A 21207-nucleotide genomic window follows, 5' to 3' on the forward strand; every position below is an offset into this window, starting at 1 on the left:
AAAAAACACAACAAAAGTGGTCTAACCAGACCTGAACCGCGCTTCAGAACAGAGAGATTTGCCCATCATGAGCACCGAAACCGCCCTTTGCTGGCTCCGCCGCGACCTTCGCCTGCAGGATCACGCCGCGCTCTATTCTGCGTTGAAAAACCATCCGCACACCTTGTGTGTCTTTGTTTTCGACCGGGGCATTCTGGAGCATTTGCCTCGACACGATCGCCGGGTAGACTTCATCTGGCACAGTCTGCAGGTGCTGAAACAGCAGTTGCAGCAGCGTGGCAGTGACCTGCTGGTGGCCATGGGACATCCGCAAGAAGAGATCTGCCGCCTGGCGGCGCGCCATCAGGCTGTCGCCGTCTATGCCGCCAGCGATGTGGAGCCACAGGCAATCAGCCGCGACCAACAGGTGGCCCAGGCGCTGCAGCAGCAAGGCTGCCGCCTGGAGCTGGTGCAAGACCAGGTCATCTTCGCCCGCGATGCGATTCTGAGCAAAGCCGGTACGCCCTACACCGTATTCACTCCCTACAAACAAGCCTGGCTGGCGCGCCTGACGTCCGCCGACTGGCAGCCCTATCCCAGCGAGACACTGCTGCACAAGCTTTGCCCGATCGCCCCGCAAACTTTGCCATCGCTGGAAGAGATCGGCTTTATGCCGACTGATTTGTGCTCTCTGGGCTGGCAACCCGGTGAATTCGCCGCGCAGACCTTGCTGCAGCGCTTTGCCGACCGACTGGATCGTTATCACGAGGAGCGGGATTTTCCTGCGGTGGATGGCACTTCACGGCTGTCGCCGCACCTGCGTTTTGGTACGGTGTCCGTTCGTCAGGCGGTCGCACTGACCACCTCTCGCCCCTCCCCGGGCGCCAGCACCTGGCTCAATGAACTGATCTGGCGCGAGTTCTACCAGCAACTACTGTGGCATTTCCCCCACGTCGTGGAACAAAGCTTCCGCCCTCAGTACCGCCATCTGGCCTTTGGCAATCGCCAGGACTGGTTCGAGGCCTGGTGCGAAGGGCGCACAGGCTACCCGCTGGTGGATGCGGCGATGCGGCAATTGCGTCAGACCGGCTGGATGCACAATCGCCTGCGCATGCTGGTCGCCAGCTTTCTGGTCAAGGATTTGCTGGTGGACTGGCGCTGGGGGGAGCAGTTTTTTGCCGAACATCTGCTCGACTACGAACTGGCCTCCAACAATGGTGGCTGGCAGTGGGCCGCCTCGACGGGCTGTGATGCGCAGCCGTGGTTCCGCATTTTCAATCCGGTCACCCAGTCAAAGAAGTTTGATCCGCAAGGCCGCTTCATCCGCCAGTTTGTGCCGGAGCTGACCGGGATGAGTGATCGAGACATCCATGCCCCCTGGCAGGCCGGCGAAAAACTCCGCCATGGAGACTACCCGCCCCCGCTGATCGACCATGCCGTTCAAAGAGCCGCGGCGCTGGCTCTGTTCGGCCAGACGTAACATCGGGCCGCCGGCAGGCGGCCCGACCCGCACTCCTTATATATTACTTACCGCTTGGCTTGCTCTGCTTCGATCACGGTCGGCCCGCTGACGCTCAGTTTGTCGGCGAGCTTGCGCACCGTCTTGTCGCCAAAGCCCGGCACGCGGCGCAGATCCTGCACCGCAGCAAAAGGCCCATGCTTTTCGCGAAACTCGATAATGGCACGGGCCTTGGCGGGGCCTACCCCCTGAAGTGTTTCAAGTTCCTGCCGGCTGGCGGTATTGATATTGACGGCTGCCAGCGCCAGCGCTGACAGACACATCAGAAAAAACGACAAAACCAGTTGCTGCATGGCCTGCTCCTTTCAAGAGCGCGGCCAGTCGGCAGCCCCTAGCCGCGGTGGAGAATCAACTCGAGAACAATCTTGCTGCCGAGGTATGCCAATAACAAAGCGACAAAACCGGCCAGGGTCCAGCGGATAGCCACCCGGCCCCGCCAACCGTAACGCCAGCGCCCAGCCAGCAGCGCACCGAACAGCAGCCAGGAAATGGCGCCGAACACGGTTTTATGGGTAAAGGCCGCAGGCCGTCCCAGCACTTCTTCGGAAAACACCACCCCGCTGACCAGTGTAGCGGTGAGCAGCACAAAGCCCACCGACAGCACCTGGAACATCATGCGCTCGAGCGAGAGCAGCGGCGGCAGACGACTGAGCAGCGGTGCGGCACGACGGGCATGCAGGGCCCGCTCCAGCCACAACATCAGGATGGCCAGCATGGCGCCGATAGCGAACAGGCTGTAGGCCAGCATCGAGACCAGTATGTGGAAGGCAAAGGCGGGGTTGAACAGATCGTGCACCGCATGGCTGCCAGGGAACAACAGGGCAAAGGCCAGCGTCAGGCTGGCCAGCGGCATCATGAACAGTTGCAGACCATCGACGCGATAGAAAAAGCCGCTGGTCCAGTAGATGGTCAGCATCAGCCACACGACGGCCGCCATGGCATGCCCGACACCAAGCGCCACCATCTGCCCCTGCATCATGGGAGCGAACACGGCAATGGCGTGCAACAGCAACAGCATCCCCAGCGCGGAGTGCTCGCGCCGTACATTGCGCGTTCCGCTCTGAGGACCGCCCCAATGGCGGATGACATGCCAGGACAATGCCGCATAGGCGACAATCAGGATCAGGCTGAGTGCGGGCAGAAAACCGGTCATCGTGGTAATTTCGTCGGCAGCCGGACACAGGGTCGGCCGCTAGTGTAAAATGGACTGTTTGAGAGTCTACACCAAGCTGCCGTTTGATGGCAGACACGAGGAAGTTCCATGCTCGACAACCTTTCCAATCGCCTCTCCGGCGTCATCAAAACCCTGCGCGGCCAGGCCCGTCTGTCGGAAACCAATATCACCGACGCACTGCGTGAGGTGCGCATGGCACTGCTGGAGGCGGATGTGGCGCTGCCGGTGGTCAAAAGTTTCATCGCCGACGTCAAGCAACGCGCCCTCGGTCAGGAAGTCATCGGCAGCCTGACCCCCGGCCAGGCGCTGATCGGCGTGGTCAACGAAGAACTTACCCGCCTGATGGGCGCCCAGAATGACGCGCTCAATCTGGCTGCGGTCCCGCCCGCCATCATCCTGATGGCCGGTCTGCAGGGCGCCGGCAAGACCACCACCGTGGGCAAGCTGGCCAAACTGCTCAAGGAAACGCAAAAGAAAAAGGTTCTGGTGGTCTCGGCGGACGTTTACCGTCCTGCGGCTATCGAGCAGTTGAAGCTGCTGGCGAGCCAGGTCGGCGTGGAGTGGTTCCCGTCGGATGCCGGTCAGCAACCTGAAGCCATCGCGCGCGCGGCGCTCGACCATGCCAAGCGTCACTACTTTGACGTCCTGATGGTCGACACCGCCGGCCGCCTGGCCATCGACGATGCCATGATGCAGGAAATCAAGTCCCTGCATGCCGCGCTCAATCCGATTGAAACCCTGTTCGTGGTCGACGCCATGCAGGGCCAGGATGCCGTCCATACGGCCCAGGCCTTCAACGAAGCCCTGCCCCTGACCGGCGTGATCCTCACCAAGATGGACGGTGACGCGCGTGGTGGTGCCGCCCTGTCGGTACGCCATGTCACCGGCAAACCGATCAAGTTCATCGGTGTCGGCGAAAAGATCAACGGCCTCGAGCCCTTCCATCCGGACCGCATGGCCAGCCGCATCCTCGGCATGGGCGACGTACTGTCGCTGATCGAGGATGTCCAGAAGGGCATCGATCAGGAAGAAGCCGCCCGTGTGGCGAAAAAGCTCAAGAGCGGCAAGGGTTTCGACCTGGAAGACTTCAAGGCCCAGATGCAGCAGATGAAAAAGATGGGCGGCATGAGCAACCTGATGGAAAAAATGCCGGGCCAGCTGGGCCAGATGGCCAAGGGCATTCAGGGTGCCGAGGCAGAAAAGAGCATGGCGCGCATTGAAGCCATCATCAATTCGATGACCCCGCTCGAACGCCGCAAGCCGGAACTGATCAAAGCCAGCCGCAAGCGACGGATCGCTGCCGGTTCTGGCACCTCGGTGCAGGAAGTCAACAAACTGCTCAATCAGTTCGAGCAGACGCAAAAACTCATGAAGCAGTTCTCCAAGGGCGGCTTGATGAAGATGATGCGCGGCATGAAGGGCATGATGCCCGGCATGTAAGCCATCGCAACACATGGGCGCTGGCGCGCCCGGATTCAAATCTCTGACTGGAAGCAAGCCATGAACTTGTCGACGATGACCGCACTGAGCCCGCTGGACGGCCGCTACGCCGGACAAACCGAGCCGCTGCGAAACCTGTTCTCCGAATACGGACTGATGAAAGCCCGCATCAAGGTCGAGCTGGAATGGCTCAAGATGCTGGCTGCCGAACCAGGCATCGAAGAAGTGCCGCCGTTCTCGGCCACCACCATCGCTGAAATCGACGACATCATCCTGCACTTCAGCGAAGAGCATGCCCAGGCCGTCAAGGCGATCGAAGCGCGCACCAACCACGACGTCAAGGCGATCGAGTACTGGCTGAAAGAACGCCTGTCCGACAACCCCGAGGTCATGAACGCCAGCGAATTCATCCACTTCGCCTGCACTTCGGAAGACATCAACAACTTGTCGCACGCCCTGATGCTCAAAACCGCGCGCAACACGGTCATGCTGCCGGCACTGGATGGACTGATCTCGCGTCTGACCGAACTGGCCCACGAGCTGGCACCGGCCCCCATGATGTGCCGTACCCACGGGCAGCCGGCAACGCCGTCCACCATGGGCAAGGAGCTGGCCAACGTCATCTATCGCCTGCAACGCCAGCGTGAACAGCTGATGGGCCAGGAAATGCTGGGCAAGATCAACGGTGCCGTCGGCAATTACAACGCCCACCTGGTCGCCTATCCGGAAATCGACTGGGAAAGTCTGTGCGGCCGTTTTGTCGCCAGCCTCGGCCTGACCTTCAACCCCTACACCATCCAGATCGAACCGCACGACTACATGGCGGAGCTGTTCCAGACCCTGTCGCGCATCAATACCGTGCTGATCGACCTGAACCGCGACATCTGGGGCTATATCTCGCTGGGCTACTTCAAGCAGAAGGTCAAGGCAGGCGAAGTGGGCAGCTCCACCATGCCGCACAAGGTTAACCCGATCGACTTTGAGAACGCCGAAGGCAACTTCGGTCTGGCCAATGCCCTGCTGACGCACCTGGCGGAAAAGCTGCCGATTTCGCGCTGGCAGCGCGACCTGACCGACTCGACGGTGCTGCGCAACATGGGCGTAGCCATGGGCTACACCCTGCTGGGCTACTCGGCCTGCCTGCGCGGCCTGAACAAGCTGGAAGCCAACCTGCCGGCCATGCAGCAGGATCTGGACAGCACCTGGGAGCTGCTGGCAGAGCCGATCCAGACCGTGATGCGCCGGTACGGTGTCGCCAACCCCTACGAGCAACTGAAAGAGCTGACCCGTGGCAAGGACGGCATCACCCGGGAAACCCTGGCCTCGTTCATCCGCAGCCTGGCCATCCCGGAAGCGGAAAAGGCACGCCTGCTGGCTCTGACACCGGCCAGCTACACTGGCAAGGCGACCGACCTGGCCAAGCGCATCTGAGCGGTCCGCACTGGACAACGCAAAAAGGCGATCATCCGATCGCCTTTTTTGTTAGCAAACATTGCCGCGGAACATAAAAGAACGGCCATGCGCAGGCATGGCCGTATAAAAACATGACTCGAGGGGAACGCGCCCAAAAAAGAATGAACGCGAACTAACGCCAAGCTAAACGCGAAGGAGCCAGAGCACCTTTGACAAGGAATGCTCTGGCTTCGGAATACTTGGTTGCGGGGGCAGGATTTGAACCTACGACCTTCGGGTTATGAGCCCGACGAGCTACCAGACTGCTCCACCCCGCGTCCGTTAGAGAAAAGTATATTACAGAACGAATACCTTGCTGTCAAGGCCTCAGGAAGACCAAGCGACCCAGCCCAGCTTCCAGCTGGCCAGAATCAGTAAACCAAATGCGATTCGGTACCAGGCGAACACAGCGAAGGAATGGTTCGAGACATAGCGGATCAAGCCGCGAACCGCCACCAGGGCACTAAAGAACGCCGCGATGAACCCCAGCGCAAACACCGGCAGATCCGATATCGAAAACAAGGCATGGTGCTTGTAGACATCGTAAAGCGTCGCGGCAAACATGGTCGGCACGGCGAGGAAGAACGAGAACTCGGTGGCGACACGCCGGTCCAGCCCGAACAACATGCCGCCAATGATGGTCGCCCCGGAACGAGACGTTCCCGGCACCAGCGCCAGCACCTGGGCACAGCCGACCTTCAGGGCATCCTGCCAGCTCATGGCATCCACATCGAGCACCCGGCCCCGTCTCGGACGTCGTTCCACCCACAGAATGATCAGTCCCCCGACCACCAGCGCCATGGCCACGCTGGGCGCATTAAACAAGCGGGCCTTGATGAAGCCCGCCGTCAACACCCCCACCACGGCCGCGGGCAGAAAAGCCAGCAGCAAGTGGCCGGCAAACTGCTGTTGCTCGCGCTTGGCGACAATCCCGCAGGCCAGGTCCCAGAAACGCTGGCGGTAGATCCACAGAACAGCCAGGATGGCCCCCAGCTGAATCACGACCTCAAAGACTTTGGCGGTGGCACCATCAAAGCCGATCAAGTCGGCGGCGACAATCAAATGCCCGGTACTCGAGATTGGAAAAAACTCCGTGATGCCCTCGACGACACCCAATAGCAGAGCCTTGCCCAGAAGAATCAGATCCATCATTTCCCCATAAAAAAACGGGCGCACAATGCGCCCGTTATTCTAACCCTTCCGAAGGGTTATTTGATCTCTTTCTTCGCCATGGCCACCATTTCATTCAGGTGTTTGAGCAGCACATCCGGGGTAGCCGGCTGCAGGGCATTTTTGCCATTGACCACCAGGGTCGGCGTGCCCTGAATGGCATAATTCTGTGTCATCTGCTTGGCACTGGCCACCTGGGCATTGATGCCGAAGGAGTTGTAGGTCTGCATGAACTTGTTCACATCAACCCCGGGCTGGGTCTTGAGCCAGGCAGTCAGCTTGGCCGGATCGCCCAGATTGATACGCTTTTCGACCATGGCCACAAACACCGGATGATGCAACTTCTCGGTCAGGTTCAGGGCGTTCATGGTGGCGAACAGTTTGGCAAACGGCTCGAACTGCGAACCCCAGACAATCTGCACACGCTTGAAATCAACGTAGGACGGCTTGGTCTTGACCCAGTTGCTCATGCTGACATCCAGGTCATAGCAATGGATGCAGGTATAAGAGAAGAACTCGATTACCTCGACCTTCTTGGGATTGGCAACCGGTTGCGGTGTCATCAGACGGGTATAGTCCTTGCCCTCGCCCTCAACCAGTGCGGCGTGCGCCAGACCGGTGACCACCATCAGTACTGCGAAAAGCCACTTCTTCATGCTTTCTCCTCACTCTGTGCTTTTGATTGACAGGCCGGCCTTCGAGACCGTGCCCGTGTGCATCAATTCGCGGGACGCCCCGCCAGATCGATGCCGTTTTGCTTGAGCAGACTACGAACCCGGTCAATATCTGCCTGGGTGGCAAACGGGCCGACCCGGACTCGGTGCACGATCCCCTTGCCCGGCACATCGGCAGACTGAATGGTGGCTTCGACGCCAATCAGGGCCAGCTTGGCCTTGAGATTGTCGGCATCATCCTGATCCTGGAAGGCGCCCAGCTGCAGATAGGGCTTCTTGCCGACATTGTCCGCATGGGCGGCGGCCGGTGCAGCGCCATCCTTGACGACGGCATCGACCTGCCCCGGCAGGATCTTGTAGAAATCGAAACGCTGGCTGTTCTTGTCCTTGTCCGCCGGCTGCGGCTTGGCGACCTGGCCGCCGGCAGCAGGCTGCGGGGCGGTTGCCGGCTGCGATGCCGCAGCGGACGGCGCGGGCGGCGCCTCGACCGGGCCCTTGTCATTGGCACTGGCATTGCTCAGGGTTATCCCTGGCGACAGGATCTGCGTCGGGGTGGAAGCCGCCCCCTGGCTGGCCGTGTGCTCCATCTTCTGCAGGTTGGTGAACGGCGTACCCGCCTTGCTGAAATACATCACCACGCCGACCACGGCCGCCACGCCCACGATCAGGCCGATGATGACGCCCATCATCACCCCACCACCACCGCCACTACGTTTGCTGGTCGCATGACTGCGTGCCGGCCGAGAAGAATTCTTCAAATCACGATGACCCATCAATGACATACCAAGTTGATTGATTCAGGCATTATCCCGCCTAAAACAGAAGAGGACTACTGCCGCGCGAAGGTCTGCCTCCTCAGTTGCACGGCCTGCAACACCTGCGCGCGACCAACCTTTGCCAACCCGGCCAGATCGGCCAGGGTCAGCGCCAGACGCAAGGTTCGATGCAAGGCGCGTGCAGACAGATGCAGTCGCCCCAACAACTCAGCAAGAAACTCAAGCAAACCGGTTTCGACACGGCAATAGCGCTCAAGTTCACCTGCCGTCAAAAAAGCATTCACCTTGCCCTGGCGATGCAGTTGACGCTCACGCGCCATCTGCACACGCTGCAGCACGAGGGCGGACCCTTCTCCCGGGCCGTTTTGCAACAGCTCGGCAGGCGTGTGCCCCGCCATTTCCACCTGCATGTCGATACGATCCAGCAGGGGGCCGGAGATTTTACCGCGATAACGCGAAATTTGCTCAGGCGAACACAGACATCTTCCCGAGACATCCCCGGCATAGCCACAGGGGCAGGGATTCATGGCCGCCACCAGCTGAAAACGGGCCGGGAAGGAGAAACGGCGTGCGGCGCGCGCCAGATGGACCACCCCGGTCTCCATGGGCTCGCGCAGCGCCTCCAGAGCCCGTCGTTCGAACTCGGGCATTTCATCCAGGAACAGCACCCCATGATGCGCCAGCGTGATTTCCCCCGGTCTGGGCACGCTGCCGCCCCCCACCAGCGCCGCGACCGAACTGCCATGATGCGGGGCGCGAAAGGGACGCTGGCGCCAGTCCGCCGGATCGAAGCCCTGCGAGCTGAGGGAATGCAGCGCAGCACACTCCAGCGCCTCCGCTTCGCTCATCACGGGCAGAATACCGGGCAGACGCGCCGCCAGCATGCTCTTGCCACAGCCCGGCGCCCCGATCATCAGCAGGCTGTGGCCCCCAGCCGCCGCCAGTTCGAGAGCATGACGGGCAACGCCCTGCCCGCGCACCTCGGCAAGATCCGGCAGCAAACGACCACACGGCGGAGACTTCGCCTCGGCGATACTCAGCGCCTGCACACCATTGAGATGCGCACAGACCTGCAGCAGGCTGTCTGCCTGCAAAACCTGCACGCCGGGCACCAGCGCCGCCTCGGCCGCACTGGCCGTGGGCAGCACCAGGCAACGTTCAGCACGGGCCGCATGACAGGCCATCGCCAGCGCACCGCGCACCGGCCGCAACTGCCCGGACAGCCCCAGCTCGCCGGCGAACTCATGCCGGGCAAGTGGCGCTGCCAGCAGTTGGCCGGAAGCGGCCAGGATGCCCAGCGCAATCGGCAGATCGAAACGGCCGGAGGCCTTGGGCAGGTCAGCCGGCGCCAGGCTGACGATGATCTTGCTGGCGGGAAATTCAAAGCCGGAGGTCTGAATCGCGCTGCGGACCCTGTCGCGACTCTCCTTGACCTCGGTATCAGGCAAACCAACGATATGAAAAGCGGGCAACCCCGCTGAAAGATGCACTTCCACTTCCACGTCGGGCGCATCCGCACCATCCAGCGCCCGACTATGCACCACGGCGAGCTTCATCGCCGCAATCAGGCGTGGCCGTGTTCCGCAGCCTCATCCGACGCCCCTTCCAGACGCGCCAGACGCTCCTCCAGCCGAGCCAGCTGCTCGCGGGTGCGAACCAGTACCTCCTGCTGCACCTCGAACTCCTCGCGGGTAACCAGATCCAGCTTGCTGAAAGTCGCGGCCATCATGGCCTTGAGGTTTTTCTCCACATCCCGAACCGGGCTAGCGGCGATGGTCTCACTGATTTTGCTGCTCAATTCCTCGAACAGTTTCTGACTAAGCATGGCAATACTCCGTTCGTATTCGGTCTGATTGAAATCCGGCTTGAGTGTAGCAAAAAGCCCCAGCTCCCGCAGTGTCCGTGGCATGCACCAGACTTGCCAGCCAACGCACCAGCATGGTGCATGAACAGACGAGCCGGACCTGCGCCCCCGCATCACCGCCCTGCCCTCGTTCAGACAACAACGCGGACGAACAGACAGCCTGCTTTTTTCAAGCGGCCGAAATGCTGGCTGGATAAGGCATTCAGTCTGCTCGCGGAATTTTTTTCTCACAACAGTGTGAGGCTGGCATGTTTTCTGCAATGCAGCATATGAAGTCTACAAAACATCAGCAGGATCAGGGACAGCAAAGGAGAGGTCATGAAATTGGTCACAGCGATTATCAAGCCGTTCAAGCTTGACGAAGTACGCGAGGCCCTCTCGGCCATCGGCGTACAAGGTATCACCGTCTCGGAAGTCAAAGGCTTCGGGCGCCAGAAGGGACACACCGAACTCTATCGCGGCGCAGAGTATGTGGTGGACTTCCTGCCCAAGGTCAAACTGGAAATCGCCATCGACGATGCCCTGCTTGATCAGGTCGTCGAAGCCATCGAGAAATCGGCGCGTACCGGCAAGATCGGTGACGGCAAGATTTTTGTCGTGGATCTGCTGCAGGTTGTCCGTATCCGGACGGGCGAAACCGGCGTGGACGCAGTTTGATCATTGGACAGGGGGGAATAGAGATGAAGAAAACCATCACTGCGCTGGGTCTGGTCGGGCTGTTTCTTGCCCTGCCGGCTTTGGCCGATGCGCCGGCAGGTCCGGCACTGCAAGACTTCAAGGTCATCAACTCCGGTGACACGGCCTGGATGATGACCTCGACCGCGCTGGTTCTGTTCATGACCATCCCGGGTCTGGCGCTGTTCTACGGTGGCATGGTACGCAAGAAGAACGTCCTGGCGACCCTGATGCAGAGCTTTGCCATTACCGCACTGGTCACGATCATCTGGACGGTCATCGGGTACAGCCTGGCCTTTACGGTCGGCTCGCCGTACATCGGCGACCTCAGCCGCGCCTTCCTGCAGGGCATGGACTACCTCAGTGACGTCAAGAAGATCAGCGTCCACCCGAGCGCCGGCACCATTCCTGAAGCAGTCTTCATGATGTTCCAGATGACCTTTGCCATCATCACGCCGGCACTGATCACCGGTGCCTTTGCCGAGCGGATGAAGTTCTCCGCCATGCTGATCTTCATGACCCTGTGGTCGATTCTGGTCTACGCGCCGGTCGCCCACTGGGTGTGGGCACCGGGCGGATGGATGGCCGGCAAGGGGGTCCTGGATTTTGCCGGCGGCACAGTGGTGCACATCAATGCCGGTATCGCCGGTCTGGTCTGTGCCCTGGTGATGGGCAAGCGTGTCGGCTTCGGCAAGGAAGCCATGCCGCCGCATAACCTGGTCCTGACGCTGATTGGCGCTTCGATGCTGTGGGTAGGCTGGTTCGGCTTCAACGCCGGCTCCGCGGTCGTCGCCGATGGGCGCGCCGCCATGGCCATGGTCACCACCCAGATCGCCACTGCCGCGGCGGCACTGGCCTGGATGTTTGCCGAATGGCTGACCAAGAAAAAGCCGTCCGTGCTCGGCATCGCCTCCGGCGCCGTCGCCGGCCTGGTGGCCATCACGCCGGCCTCCGGTTTCGTCGATGTACAGGGTGCCCTGATCATCGGCATCGCTGCCGGGGTGGTCTGCTTCTGGGGTGCCACCGGCCTGAAGCACATGCTGGGCTATGACGACTCGCTGGATGCCTTCGGTGTTCACGGCGTCGGCGGCATTCTCGGCGCCCTGCTGACCGGTGTCTTCGCCGTCAAGCATATCGGCGGCGCCGATGGCAGTCTGGCCACTCAGGCGCTGGGGGTTGGCGTCACGGCGGTGTACTGCGCGATCGTGACCTTCATCCTGCTGAAAGTCATCGATCTGGTTGTCGGTCTGCGTGTCGCCGAAGAAGAAGAACGCGAAGGGCTGGACGTGGTTCTGCACGGTGAACGCATCGAATAAGCACAGAATTCGTGGTAAGGGACTTTGGGGCGCTTCGGCGCCCCCTTTTTTTGTCTGCCGGGCGGACAAAGAAAAACGGGCGCCGCAGCGCCCGTGATGATTCGATCCGGCTTACTTGACGATGCGCAGGTTGGGCGGCCCCTTGGGCTTGTCGCCCTCGGGGGCGGCAGGCGAAGCAGACTGATTGCCCTTCTCGCCCGGAATCGCCGCCGGTGCATGATCAACGGCATGCAGGTGCTCGGTATTGGCCAGCTCGACATCAAACCCCATCCCCTCACCGGTTTCGCGGGCGAAGATCGACATCACGTTGCCAATCGGCACGAAGACCTGACGGGCCACACCGGCAAAACGCGCCGAGAAGGTGATCAGGTCATTATCGATGCGCAGCTCCTTGGTGGCATCGGCACTGATGTTCAGCACAATCTCGTTGTTCTGCACATACTCGCGCGGCACATCGGTACGCTCATTGACCCATACGACGATATACGGCGTATGACCGTTGTCGGTGCACCACTGATGCAGGGCACGGAGCAGATAGGGTTTGGTGCTGGTGGTCATGGGAACCCCTTATTTACGCATGGCCTTTTCGGACGGCGTCAGCGAATCGATGAACGACTGGCGCTGGAAAATACGCTCGGCGTACTTGAGAATCGGCGCGGCACTCTTGCCCAGATCGATGTTGTAGTGTTCCAGACGCCACATCAGCGGCGCGATGGCCACATCGATCATCGAGAAATCATCGGCCAGCATGAACTTCTGCTTGGCAAAGATCGGGGCGATGGTGGTCAGGCCGTCACGGATGGCTTCACGGGCCTTGGTGGCTTCCTTGCCGGTCGCACCGGATTCCAGTGTCTTGACGTGGTTGAACAGTTCCTTTTCGAAACGGAACAGGAACAGACGGGCACGGGCACGCATCACCGGATCGGCCGGCATCAGTTGCGGGTGCGGGAAGCGCTCGTCGATGTATTCGTTGATGATGTCGGATTCATGCAGGATCAGATCACGCTCGATCAACACCGGCACCTCGTTGTACGGATTCATTACCGCGAGGTCTTCCGGCTTGTTGTGGAGATCCACGTCGATGATCTCGAAATCCATGCCCTTTTCGTACAGCACGATACGGCAACGGTGGCTGAAGGGGCAGGTAATGCCGGAGTACAGGGTCATCATGGCAGGCACTCATCCTTGACGGTTCAGGTTGGAAAATTGCCACGATTCTAGCATTTTCCACCCTGCCATTACCAGTTTTTATGCGTAAGCGCATGATTAAAAAAGAAAAAAAGCAAGGTTCGCACCTTGCCTTTTATCCCGAAGTTCACTCGTCTCAGTGCACGTCGCGCCAGTATTCCTTCTTGAGGAAGTAGGCCAGCGGCAACAGCAACAGGCCGAGGAACATCAGCACGACATAACCGATCTGCAGTCGCTTGACCTGAGCCGGCTCGGCCATGAAGACCAGGTAGTTGGTCAGGTCGGCCATACGCTGGTCGAACTCGGCCGTATTGGCGTGACCGTTTTCCAGCTTGGTCATGCTGCCTGCCTTGACCAGCACCAGTTGTTTCTCTTCGGTGCCGTCACTGTTCTTCACGGTTTTCAGCTGCTGGTCACCCTGCCATTGCCACAGCACATGCGGCATGGCCACCTTGTCGAACACCAGGTTGTTCCAGCCGGTCGGACGGGTATCGTCCCGGTAGAAACCGCGCAGGTAGGCATACAGCCAGTCGGCGCCACGAGCACGCGCCTCAACCGACAAATCCGGCGGGTTGTTGCTCAACCACTTCTTGGCATCCTGCGGATCCATGGCCACATGCATGGTGTCGCCGATCTTGTCACTGGCGAACATCAGGTTCTTCTTGATCTGATCTTCCGACAGACCAATATCGGTCAGCCGGTTGTAGCGCATGGCATTGGCCGAATGGCAGGACAGACAGTAGTTGACGAAGATCTGCGCACCGCGCTGCAACGACTCGGTGTCCTGAATATCAATCGGTGCCTTCGGCAGCACCGGACCTTCTTCGGCCGCTGCTGCCAACGGCAGCAGCAGTGCCAGCGCCGCGAGCAGATGACGAATTGGCTTTTTCATGATGGTCATCCCTTCGGTCAGATATGGTTGGCGAACAGGGCGGCGGCCACGATCAGCAGCGCCCACAGCACGAAGAACATCACCTTGCCGCGCGTCGTCGACTCGGTCACCCGTGTCGGTACCGGCACCTTGCCGGCATCGTTCTTGGTATAGAACGGCATGCCGAGGAAGAAGGCAAAGTAAATGACCGACAGCGTGCGCGCCACCAGCGTACGAACATCCGTCGGCGGCAAGGCGCCCAGGATGCCGAGACCGACAAAGGCAATCACGAACAGCGTCAGCATGAACTTGAACTTCGGCCCACGATAGCGCACCGACTTGATCGGCGAACGATCCAGCCAGGGCAGGAACACAATCAGCACCACCGCGGCGCCCATGGCCAGCACGCCCCAGACCTGAGTCCCGAGGAAGGACGGCACGGCGCGCAAGATGGCGTAGAACGGCGTGAAGTACCATACCGGCGCAATATGCGGCGGCGTCTTGAGCGGGTCGGCCGGGAAGAAGTTATTCGCTTCCAGGAAGTACCCCCCCATGGTCGGCATGAAGAACACGATGCAGGAGAACACAATCAGGAACACGGCCACGCCCAGCACATCCTTGACGGTGTAGTAGGGGTGGAACGGAATGCCATCCAGCGGCAGATGGGTTTGCGGATCCTTGTGCTCCTTGATTTCCACGCCATCGGGGTTATTGGAACCGACCTCATGCAGCGCCATCAGGTGCGCCACGACCAGTGCCAGCAGCACCAGCGGCACGGCAATCACGTGCAGGGCAAAGAAGCGGTTCAGCGTGGCGCCCGACACGACATAGTCACCACGGATAAAGACCGACAGGTCAGGACCGATGACCGGGATCGAGCTGAACAGGTTGACGATCACCTGAGCCCCCCAGAACGACATCTGGCCCCATGGCAGCAGATACCCCAGGAAGGCCTCGGCCATCAGGCACAGGAAGATCAGCATGCCGAAGATCCACACCAGCTCGCGCGGCTGCTTGTAGGAGCCATAGATCAGGCCACGGAACATGTGCAGATACACCACGACGAAGAACATCGAGGCGCCGGTGGAGTGCATGTAGCGGATGATCCAGCCACCGCTGACGTCACGCATGATGTACTCGACCGAGGCGAAGGCCACCGACATCTTGGTACCGGGCACCAGGGTGGCATCCGGCATGTAGTTCATGGTCAGGAAGATACCGGTCAGCAGCTGCATGACCAGCACCAGCAGCGCCAGCGAACCGAAGAAATACCAGAAATTGAAATTCTTGGGCGCGTAATACTCGATTACGTGCTCCTTGAGCATCGACGTCAGCGGAAAGCGTGCGTCGATCCAGTTCAGCAGTTTTTGTCCCTTGCTCATGGTTTCGCCCTCAGCTTATTTATCGTCGCCGACCAGGATGCGCGTGTCGGACAGGTATTTGTGTGGGGGAATCAGCAGATTCTTCGGTGCCGGCATGCTCTTGTAGACGCGTGCGGCCAGATCATACTTCGAACCGTGGCAAGGACAGTAGAAACCACCCAGCCAGTCCGGGCCCAGATCTGCCGGCGCCAGGTCAGGCCGGAAAGTCGGCGAACAGCCCAGATGCGTACAGATACCCACAGTCACCAGCAAGCCAGGCTTGATCGAGCGATGACGGTTTTTGCAGTACTCCGGTTGCTGATCCATGTCGGACGTCGGATCGGCCATCTGATCATCCAGCTTGGCCAGATTCGCCACTTGCGTCGGCGTGCGCGACAGCAGCCAGACCGGCTTGCCCTGCCACTCGACGTTGACCATCTGGCCAGGTTCGATCTTGCTGATATCCACCTCGACCGGCGCGCCGGCGGCCTTGGCACGTTCTGACGGCAGGAAACTCAGCACAAACGGCGTGGCCACCCCGGCCACCGCCACTCCCCCGACCGCGCTGGTTGCCACCGTCAGGAAGCGACGGCGCCCTGCATCGACTTGTTGTTCACTCATTACAGTCATCCTCAATCATGGAAACTCGAGCGTTTATCCCAACGGATTTTACCTGATTACCCCTACAAATCTGAAGGGTTTATGCAAATAAATTGATTATGCCCGCTACATTTATGCTTAAACAGGGTTTGGCAGATCAACAAAATCCACCTCAATGCCAAAGGCATCAGCCAGCGAGCCCCCCAAAGCCGCGATACCATAGCGTTCCGTGGCATGATGGCCGGCCGCCATAAACACACAGCCAGACTCCATGGCCATATGCTGATTTTGTTCAGAAGCTTCCCCCGTCAGAAAGGCATCTACACCGAGGGCAATGGCGGCATCAAAAAAGCCCTGCGCACCGCCAGTACACCAGGCCACACGACGAATCGGCCTTGAGGCCTCGCCGAGCATCAGGACCTCGCGGTGCAGACGGGCAGACACCGCCTGGCGCCAGGCCTCCGCCGACAGGGCCTCTGGCAAGTGGCCATGCCACAGCAGATCCTGCTCTCCCGTCTGACCTTGCGGCAGCAACCCCAGCACTTTGGCCAGCTGGGCGTTATTGCCATACTGCGGATGGGCATCCAGCGGCAAGTGATAGGCCAGCAAGCTGATGTCATGCTGCAGCAGGGCCTGCAGACGACGCTTTTTCATGCCGATAATGCGCTGGTCCTCACCCTTCCAGAAAAAGCCATGATGCACCAGCACCGCGTCAGCCTGGCGCGCTACCGCCTCATCAATCAGTGCCTGCGAGGCGGTCACGCCACACACAACCCGCCTCACCTCCTCGCGCCCGGCCACCTGCAAACCATTGGGGCAATAATCCTTGAAACGCCACGGCTCCAGCACCTGATCCAGATGATTCAGCAAATCTGCTAACTGCATATCACATCCAATAATTGAAAATCTCTGTCATTAAAGCCTACCGCAGCAAGAAACAAAAGCCCAGCCACCCGGCTGGAAACAATAAAAAAACGCCACGAGCAAGCTCGTGGCGTTTTTCATGACAGATGACAGATGGTCTGTCGGCGATTACATCATGCCGTCCATGCCCATACCGCCCATGCCGCCCATACCGCCCATGCCGCCAGCAGCAGCCTTGTCTTCCGGCAGTTCAGCGATCATGCAGTCGGTGGTCAGCATCAGGCTGGCGACCGAAGCGGCGTGTTGCAGCGCAGTGCGGGTCACCTTGGCCGGATCCAGCACGCCCATTTCCAGCATATCGCCGTACTCGTCGGTTGCAGCGTTGAAGCCAAAGTTGCCCTTGCCTTCCAGCACGCGATTCACCACAACGGACGGTTCGCCACCGGCGTTGGCAACGATCTGACGCAGCGGCGCCTCGATGGCACGCAGCACGATCTTGATACCGGCATCTTGATCAGCGTTGTCGCCCTTCAGGGTTTCCAGCGATGCACGAGCGCGCAGGATGGCAACGCCACCGCCAGGCACCACGCCTTCTTCAACGGCTGCACGGGTAGCGTGCAGGGCGTCTTCGACGCGTGCCTTCTTTTCCTTCATTTCAACTTCGGTGGCAGCGCCAACCTTGATCACAGCAACACCGCCTGCCAGCTTGGCAACGCGCTCTTGCAGTTTTTCACGGTCGTAATCGGAAGTGGCTTCTTCGATCTGCTTGCGGATTTCACCCACGCGCGCCTGGATCGAGGCGGCATCACCAGCACCGTCGATGATGGTGGTGTTTTCCTTGCCCACTTCGATACGCTTGGCTTGGCCCAGCATGTCGAGGGTGACCTTTTCCAGGGTCAGACCCACTTCTTCGGCAATCACGGTACCACCGGACAGAACGGCGATATCCTGCAGCATGGCCTTGCGACGGTCGCCAAAGCCCGGAGCCTTGACGGCAACGGTCTTCAGGATGCCGCGAATGTTGTTGACCACCAGGGTCGCCAGGGCTTCGCCTTCAACATCTTCGGCGATGATCAGCAGCGGACGGCCCGACTTGGCCACCTGTTCCAGAACCGGCAGCAGGTCGCGGATGTTCGAGATCTTCTTGTCGAACAGCAGGACGAACGGGTTGTCCAGGGCAGCGATTTGCTTGTCCTGATTATTGATGAAGTACGGGGACAGGTAGCCGCGGTCAAACTGCATACCTTCCACAACTTCCAGTTCGTTGTTCAGCGACTTGCCGTCTTCAACGGTGATCACGCCTTCCTTGCCAACCTTTTCCATGGCATTGGCGATGATTTCGCCGATGTCGGAGTCAGAGTTGGCGGAGATCGAGCCCACCTGAGCGATTTCCTTGGAGTTGGAGCACGGACGCGACAGCTTGGCCAGTTCGCCAACCAGGGCGATCACAGCCTTGTCGATACCACGCTTCAGATCCATCGGGTTCATGCCGGCAGCGACGAACTTCATGCCTTCCTGAACGATGGCCTGAGCCAGCACGGTCGCCGTCGTGGTACCGTCACCGGCCACGTCGGAGGTCTTGGAAGCCACTTCCTTGACCATTTGAGCGCCCATGTTCTCGAACTTGTCCTTCAGTTCGATTTCCTTGGCAACCGAAACACCATCCTTGGTGATGGTCGGAGCACCGAAGGAACGGTCCAGGACCACATTACGACCCTTCGGGCCCAGGGTGACCTTGACCGCATCGGCCAGGACATTGACACCCACTACCATCTTGGCACGGGCGGATTCACCAAAACGTACGTCTTTAGCAGCCATTCTCAAACTCTCCAGTAATCTGTTCAGTCAGCGACAGCATTATTCAACGATGGCCATCACGTCTTCCTCGCGCATCACGAGGACTTCGTCACCGTCGATCTTGACGGTCTGGCCGGAGTACTTGCCGAAGATCACCTTGTTGCCGACTTTCAATTCCAGCGGACGACGTTCGCCGTTTTCCAGGATCTTGCCATTGCCGACGGCAATCACTTCACCCATATCCGGCTTTTCGGCAGCTGCACCCGGCAGCACGATACCGGACGCAGTTTTTTCTTCTGCCTCAAGGCGCTTGATCACAACACGGTCATGCAAAGGACGAATAGCCATTGATTTCTCCTGATATCCAGTGGCTGTTGAAAGTTGAAATACCAATCAAATCAGCATTTTGTTCGAGCGCCTAGCACTCGACCCTAGCGAGTGCTAATGATATGGGCGCATCAAACCCCTTTCAAGGGCACGGAGAACAAAAATTATTTCTATAGACGCAAAGCAATCAATAGAAACCGGCAAATCAGACCACCCCCATTTCTCTTGCATACTCGGCAATGGCGATCGAATTCTTCAGCTTGAGCTTGGTCAGCACCCGGGCCTTATAGGTACTGACCGTCTTCTGGCTGATGAAGAACATGGCGGCAATTTCCTTGTTGCTGAAGCCCTTGGCGATGTAGCGCATGATGGCCAGCTCCCGGACCGTCAGGGCGGTCAGGGCATCGCTGGCCTTCAAGGCCTGAGGATTGATCCCCTGCGCGGCAATCAGATGGGCGGCCGGAAAGCAGTTATAGCCCGCCAGCAGCGCACGCACCGTATTGGCAATTTCGGTCATGTCCTTGGACTTGGTGACAAAACCATTGGCCCCCTCCTCGGCGGCCTTGGCGGCGTACAAACCTTCTTCATGCCCCGTCAGCACCAGGATGCGGATCTTGTCACTCACCGCCTTGATGCGGCGAATCATGCCCAGGCCATCCGTCTTCGGCAAAAACAGATCCAGAATCACCAGATCCGGCACATGGCGCTTCACTTTTTCCAGCCCGTCCTGCCCACTGTCCGACACATCGACGACAGACAGATCCCCTACCTGCTCCAGGCAGGTCTTCAAGGCCAGCACGATCACCGGATGATCGTCGATCACAATGATTTTTTTCATATGCATACCCTTGCGGCGCAATCGTCCGCTGTTATCCCCGCGGGAACTATGGGGTACACAAGGATGGCAGGGCTATCAGATGAAAAGAGCCGGCGTCACGGCCGGCTCTGAAAGACAGGTAAGATCATTCCTAAATGCCTGGCGAGCGTGAATCAAGCGTCCCCATCACGCTTGCACGAAGCGCGCACCAGCCAGCGCGGCGTTTTAAATCGAATGATCATGCGATAGAGTGCGAGGTAAAGCAGGACAAACAGCAGCACACACACCATCAAAACCGGTGTGCTCTGCCAGAACAGCATGGCAGGCGCAATCGACAATGCGGTCAGACCCCACAGATAAGGAGCGGTCATGCTATTACGGCGAGTGAGGTGCTCGGCTTCGCGGGAGCCGACCATCCACAGTACCAATCGTTTGTACACGAGCATATGTAAATGCAAGCCATCAGGTACGCCAGGGGACATGCCACGCAACACTTTTTTGCGGTAAATAGAGTACAACGTCTCAAAAACCGGATACACAACACATAGCAAAGGAAACCATGGAGAGACTTGTGCATTGCGAGCCACAAGCAGAACCGAAACTTCCGCAATCAGGAAGCCTACTAAATAAGCACCACCATCACCCGCAAAGATCAATCCACGCGGGTAATTCAACAGCAAGAATCCCAGTAAAGCGCCACAAGCAGAAGCACTGATTGATAAGAGGAGAGAGTCACCTACCTTAAATGAGACATAACCCAGTGCAATGAAGATCAACATTGAAACCATACCAGACAAACCATTATAGCCATCAATGATATTTATTGAATGTGCTACACCGCCTACAGCAATCATAGTAAACAGAATTGCGACGATCGGGAACTTCAATAAGAGCCCGTCAACCAATGGCAATCCAAGGCGTCCAATCACCGCATGAAAAACCAGAATTCCAAGCAAAGCTGCGGCCAAGGTTGCACCTAGCCTGGTCTTCACACCCACCCCTTTAGTGATATCTTCGACGAGACCCGCCACAAAAGCAGGCAAGGCCACTAGAAGAATTTCTATACCAAGCAGATCTCTTTGCAGCCAGAACATTAAGCCACTACCGACCAACAGCCCGAGAAAAATTGGCACGCCACCAATTCTAGGCACTGGGGTTGCATGGAATTTCTGGACGCCCTGTAAATCATTATCAGCAGAAAACTGAGCATGCAGATGCTGATAGCGGATTAACAAGACAGCAGAAATAAAAGCACACAACATCGACATCAATAAAATAAGCAACATAGAGTAGTGTTTTCATCCAGGCGAAAAACAGATACTTGAGAGGCACAGACGACTATC

22 protein-coding genes and 1 tRNA gene are annotated in these 21207 nt (G+C 58.9%); 5 read left to right on the top strand and 18 right to left on the bottom strand.

Features of this window, described 5'->3' with window-relative positions; genetic code table 11:
* Positions 1-67 precede the first annotated feature (67 nt).
* Positions 68-1459: a deoxyribodipyrimidine photo-lyase gene (locus JNO51_RS13865; RefSeq protein WP_215778319.1), complete on the top strand. Its 1392-nt coding sequence runs from the start codon at positions 68-70 to the stop codon at positions 1457-1459.
* Positions 1460-1506: 47 nt separating this feature from the next.
* On the opposite strand, the gene JNO51_RS13870 is transcribed toward JNO51_RS13865, so the two are convergent.
* Together JNO51_RS13870 and JNO51_RS13875 are read right to left on the bottom strand one after the other, a co-directional pair.
* Positions 1507-1791 carry a ComEA family DNA-binding protein gene (locus JNO51_RS13870; RefSeq protein WP_215778322.1) on the bottom strand — a complete coding sequence of 95 codons (285 nt, stop codon included), beginning with the start codon at positions 1789-1791 and terminating at the stop codon, positions 1507-1509.
* 38 nt (positions 1792-1829) lie between these two features.
* Positions 1830-2651, bottom strand: a complete 822-nt coding sequence (locus JNO51_RS13875) for an inner membrane protein YpjD (protein WP_215778324.1) — start codon at positions 2649-2651, stop codon at positions 1830-1832.
* A gap of 108 nt (positions 2652-2759) precedes the next feature.
* Here JNO51_RS13875 and ffh point away from each other — a divergent pair, with 108 nt between their 5' ends.
* Together ffh and purB are read left to right on the top strand one after the other, a co-directional pair.
* A complete protein-coding gene (ffh, locus tag JNO51_RS13880; protein ID WP_215778335.1) occupies positions 2760-4112 on the top strand; it encodes a signal recognition particle protein in 1353 nt (450 codons plus the stop codon).
* Positions 4113-4172: 60 nt separating this feature from the next.
* Entirely contained in the window at positions 4173-5543 is a 1371-nt protein-coding gene (purB, locus tag JNO51_RS13885) for an adenylosuccinate lyase (protein ID WP_215778337.1), read from the top strand.
* Positions 5544-5765: 222 nt separating this feature from the next.
* On the opposite strand, the gene JNO51_RS13890 is transcribed toward purB, so the two are convergent.
* The 6 genes from JNO51_RS13890 to JNO51_RS13915 form a co-directional block, all read right to left on the bottom strand.
* Positions 5766-5842 (bottom strand) — tRNA-Met (locus tag JNO51_RS13890).
* Positions 5843-5891: 49 nt separating this feature from the next.
* Positions 5892-6713 carry an undecaprenyl-diphosphate phosphatase gene (locus tag JNO51_RS13895; RefSeq protein ID WP_215778339.1) on the bottom strand — a complete coding sequence of 274 codons (822 nt, stop codon included), beginning with the start codon at positions 6711-6713 and terminating at the stop codon, positions 5892-5894.
* Positions 6714-6772: 59 nt separating this feature from the next.
* Positions 6773-7390 (bottom strand): thiol:disulfide interchange protein DsbA/DsbL, encoded by a 618-nt coding sequence (locus tag JNO51_RS13900; protein WP_215778341.1) that lies wholly within the window; start codon positions 7388-7390, stop codon positions 6773-6775.
* A 62-nt stretch (positions 7391-7452) separates the two neighbouring features.
* Positions 7453-8166: an SPOR domain-containing protein gene (locus tag JNO51_RS13905; protein ID WP_252346091.1), complete on the bottom strand. Its 714-nt coding sequence runs from the start codon at positions 8164-8166 to the stop codon at positions 7453-7455.
* 71 nt (positions 8167-8237) lie between these two features.
* Positions 8238-9740 carry a YifB family Mg chelatase-like AAA ATPase gene (locus JNO51_RS13910; protein ID WP_215778346.1) on the bottom strand — a complete coding sequence of 501 codons (1503 nt, stop codon included), beginning with the start codon at positions 9738-9740 and terminating at the stop codon, positions 8238-8240.
* Positions 9741-9748: 8 nt separating this feature from the next.
* Complete coding sequence (locus JNO51_RS13915) at positions 9749-10009, bottom strand: accessory factor UbiK family protein (RefSeq protein WP_215778348.1); 261 nt, start codon at positions 10007-10009, stop codon at positions 9749-9751.
* A 357-nt stretch (positions 10010-10366) separates the two neighbouring features.
* Here JNO51_RS13915 and glnK point away from each other — a divergent pair, with 357 nt between their 5' ends.
* Positions 10367-10705 carry a P-II family nitrogen regulator gene (glnK, locus tag JNO51_RS13920; protein WP_133679525.1) on the top strand — a complete coding sequence of 113 codons (339 nt, stop codon included), beginning with the start codon at positions 10367-10369 and terminating at the stop codon, positions 10703-10705.
* Between the two features lie 23 nt (positions 10706-10728).
* Positions 10729-12039, top strand: a complete 1311-nt coding sequence (locus tag JNO51_RS13925; RefSeq protein WP_215778350.1) for an ammonium transporter — start codon at positions 10729-10731, stop codon at positions 12037-12039.
* A 111-nt stretch (positions 12040-12150) separates the two neighbouring features.
* On the opposite strand, the gene JNO51_RS13930 is transcribed toward JNO51_RS13925, so the two are convergent.
* The 10 genes from JNO51_RS13930 to JNO51_RS13975 all read right to left on the bottom strand — a co-directional run bounded on the left by JNO51_RS13930 (position 12151) and on the right by JNO51_RS13975 (position 21150).
* The gene (locus tag JNO51_RS13930; RefSeq protein ID WP_215778352.1) at positions 12151-12597 is read right to left on the bottom strand and encodes a ClpXP protease specificity-enhancing factor; all 447 of its coding nucleotides are present in this window, start codon (positions 12595-12597) and stop codon (positions 12151-12153) included.
* Between the two features lie 9 nt (positions 12598-12606).
* Complete coding sequence (locus tag JNO51_RS13935; RefSeq protein WP_215778355.1) at positions 12607-13209, bottom strand: glutathione S-transferase N-terminal domain-containing protein; 603 nt, start codon at positions 13207-13209, stop codon at positions 12607-12609.
* Positions 13210-13363: 154 nt separating this feature from the next.
* Positions 13364-14119 carry a cytochrome c1 gene (locus JNO51_RS13940; RefSeq protein WP_215778357.1) on the bottom strand — a complete coding sequence of 252 codons (756 nt, stop codon included), beginning with the start codon at positions 14117-14119 and terminating at the stop codon, positions 13364-13366.
* A 17-nt stretch (positions 14120-14136) separates the two neighbouring features.
* The gene (locus JNO51_RS13945) at positions 14137-15480 is read right to left on the bottom strand and encodes a cytochrome bc complex cytochrome b subunit (RefSeq protein ID WP_215778359.1); all 1344 of its coding nucleotides are present in this window, start codon (positions 15478-15480) and stop codon (positions 14137-14139) included.
* A gap of 15 nt (positions 15481-15495) precedes the next feature.
* A complete protein-coding gene (gene petA, locus JNO51_RS13950) occupies positions 15496-16080 on the bottom strand; it encodes a ubiquinol-cytochrome c reductase iron-sulfur subunit (protein WP_215778371.1) in 585 nt (194 codons plus the stop codon).
* A gap of 117 nt (positions 16081-16197) precedes the next feature.
* Entirely contained in the window at positions 16198-16944 is a 747-nt protein-coding gene (locus JNO51_RS13955) for a Nif3-like dinuclear metal center hexameric protein (protein WP_215778374.1), read from the bottom strand.
* A gap of 147 nt (positions 16945-17091) precedes the next feature.
* Positions 17092-18741: a chaperonin GroEL gene (gene groL / locus JNO51_RS13960; protein WP_215778377.1), complete on the bottom strand. Its 1650-nt coding sequence runs from the start codon at positions 18739-18741 to the stop codon at positions 17092-17094.
* A gap of 39 nt (positions 18742-18780) precedes the next feature.
* Positions 18781-19068 (bottom strand): co-chaperone GroES, encoded by a 288-nt coding sequence (gene groES, locus JNO51_RS13965; protein ID WP_215778379.1) that lies wholly within the window; start codon positions 19066-19068, stop codon positions 18781-18783.
* A gap of 184 nt (positions 19069-19252) precedes the next feature.
* A complete protein-coding gene (locus JNO51_RS13970; RefSeq protein WP_215778382.1) occupies positions 19253-19885 on the bottom strand; it encodes a response regulator transcription factor in 633 nt (210 codons plus the stop codon).
* A 152-nt stretch (positions 19886-20037) separates the two neighbouring features.
* The gene (locus tag JNO51_RS13975) at positions 20038-21150 is read right to left on the bottom strand and encodes a glycosyltransferase (protein WP_215778384.1); all 1113 of its coding nucleotides are present in this window, start codon (positions 21148-21150) and stop codon (positions 20038-20040) included.
* Between the last annotated feature and the right edge of the window lie 57 nt (positions 21151-21207).

The sequence above is a fragment of the Paludibacterium sp. B53371 genome (genome assembly GCF_018802765.1).
Taxonomy (GTDB): Bacteria; Pseudomonadota; Gammaproteobacteria; order Burkholderiales; family Chromobacteriaceae; genus Paludibacterium.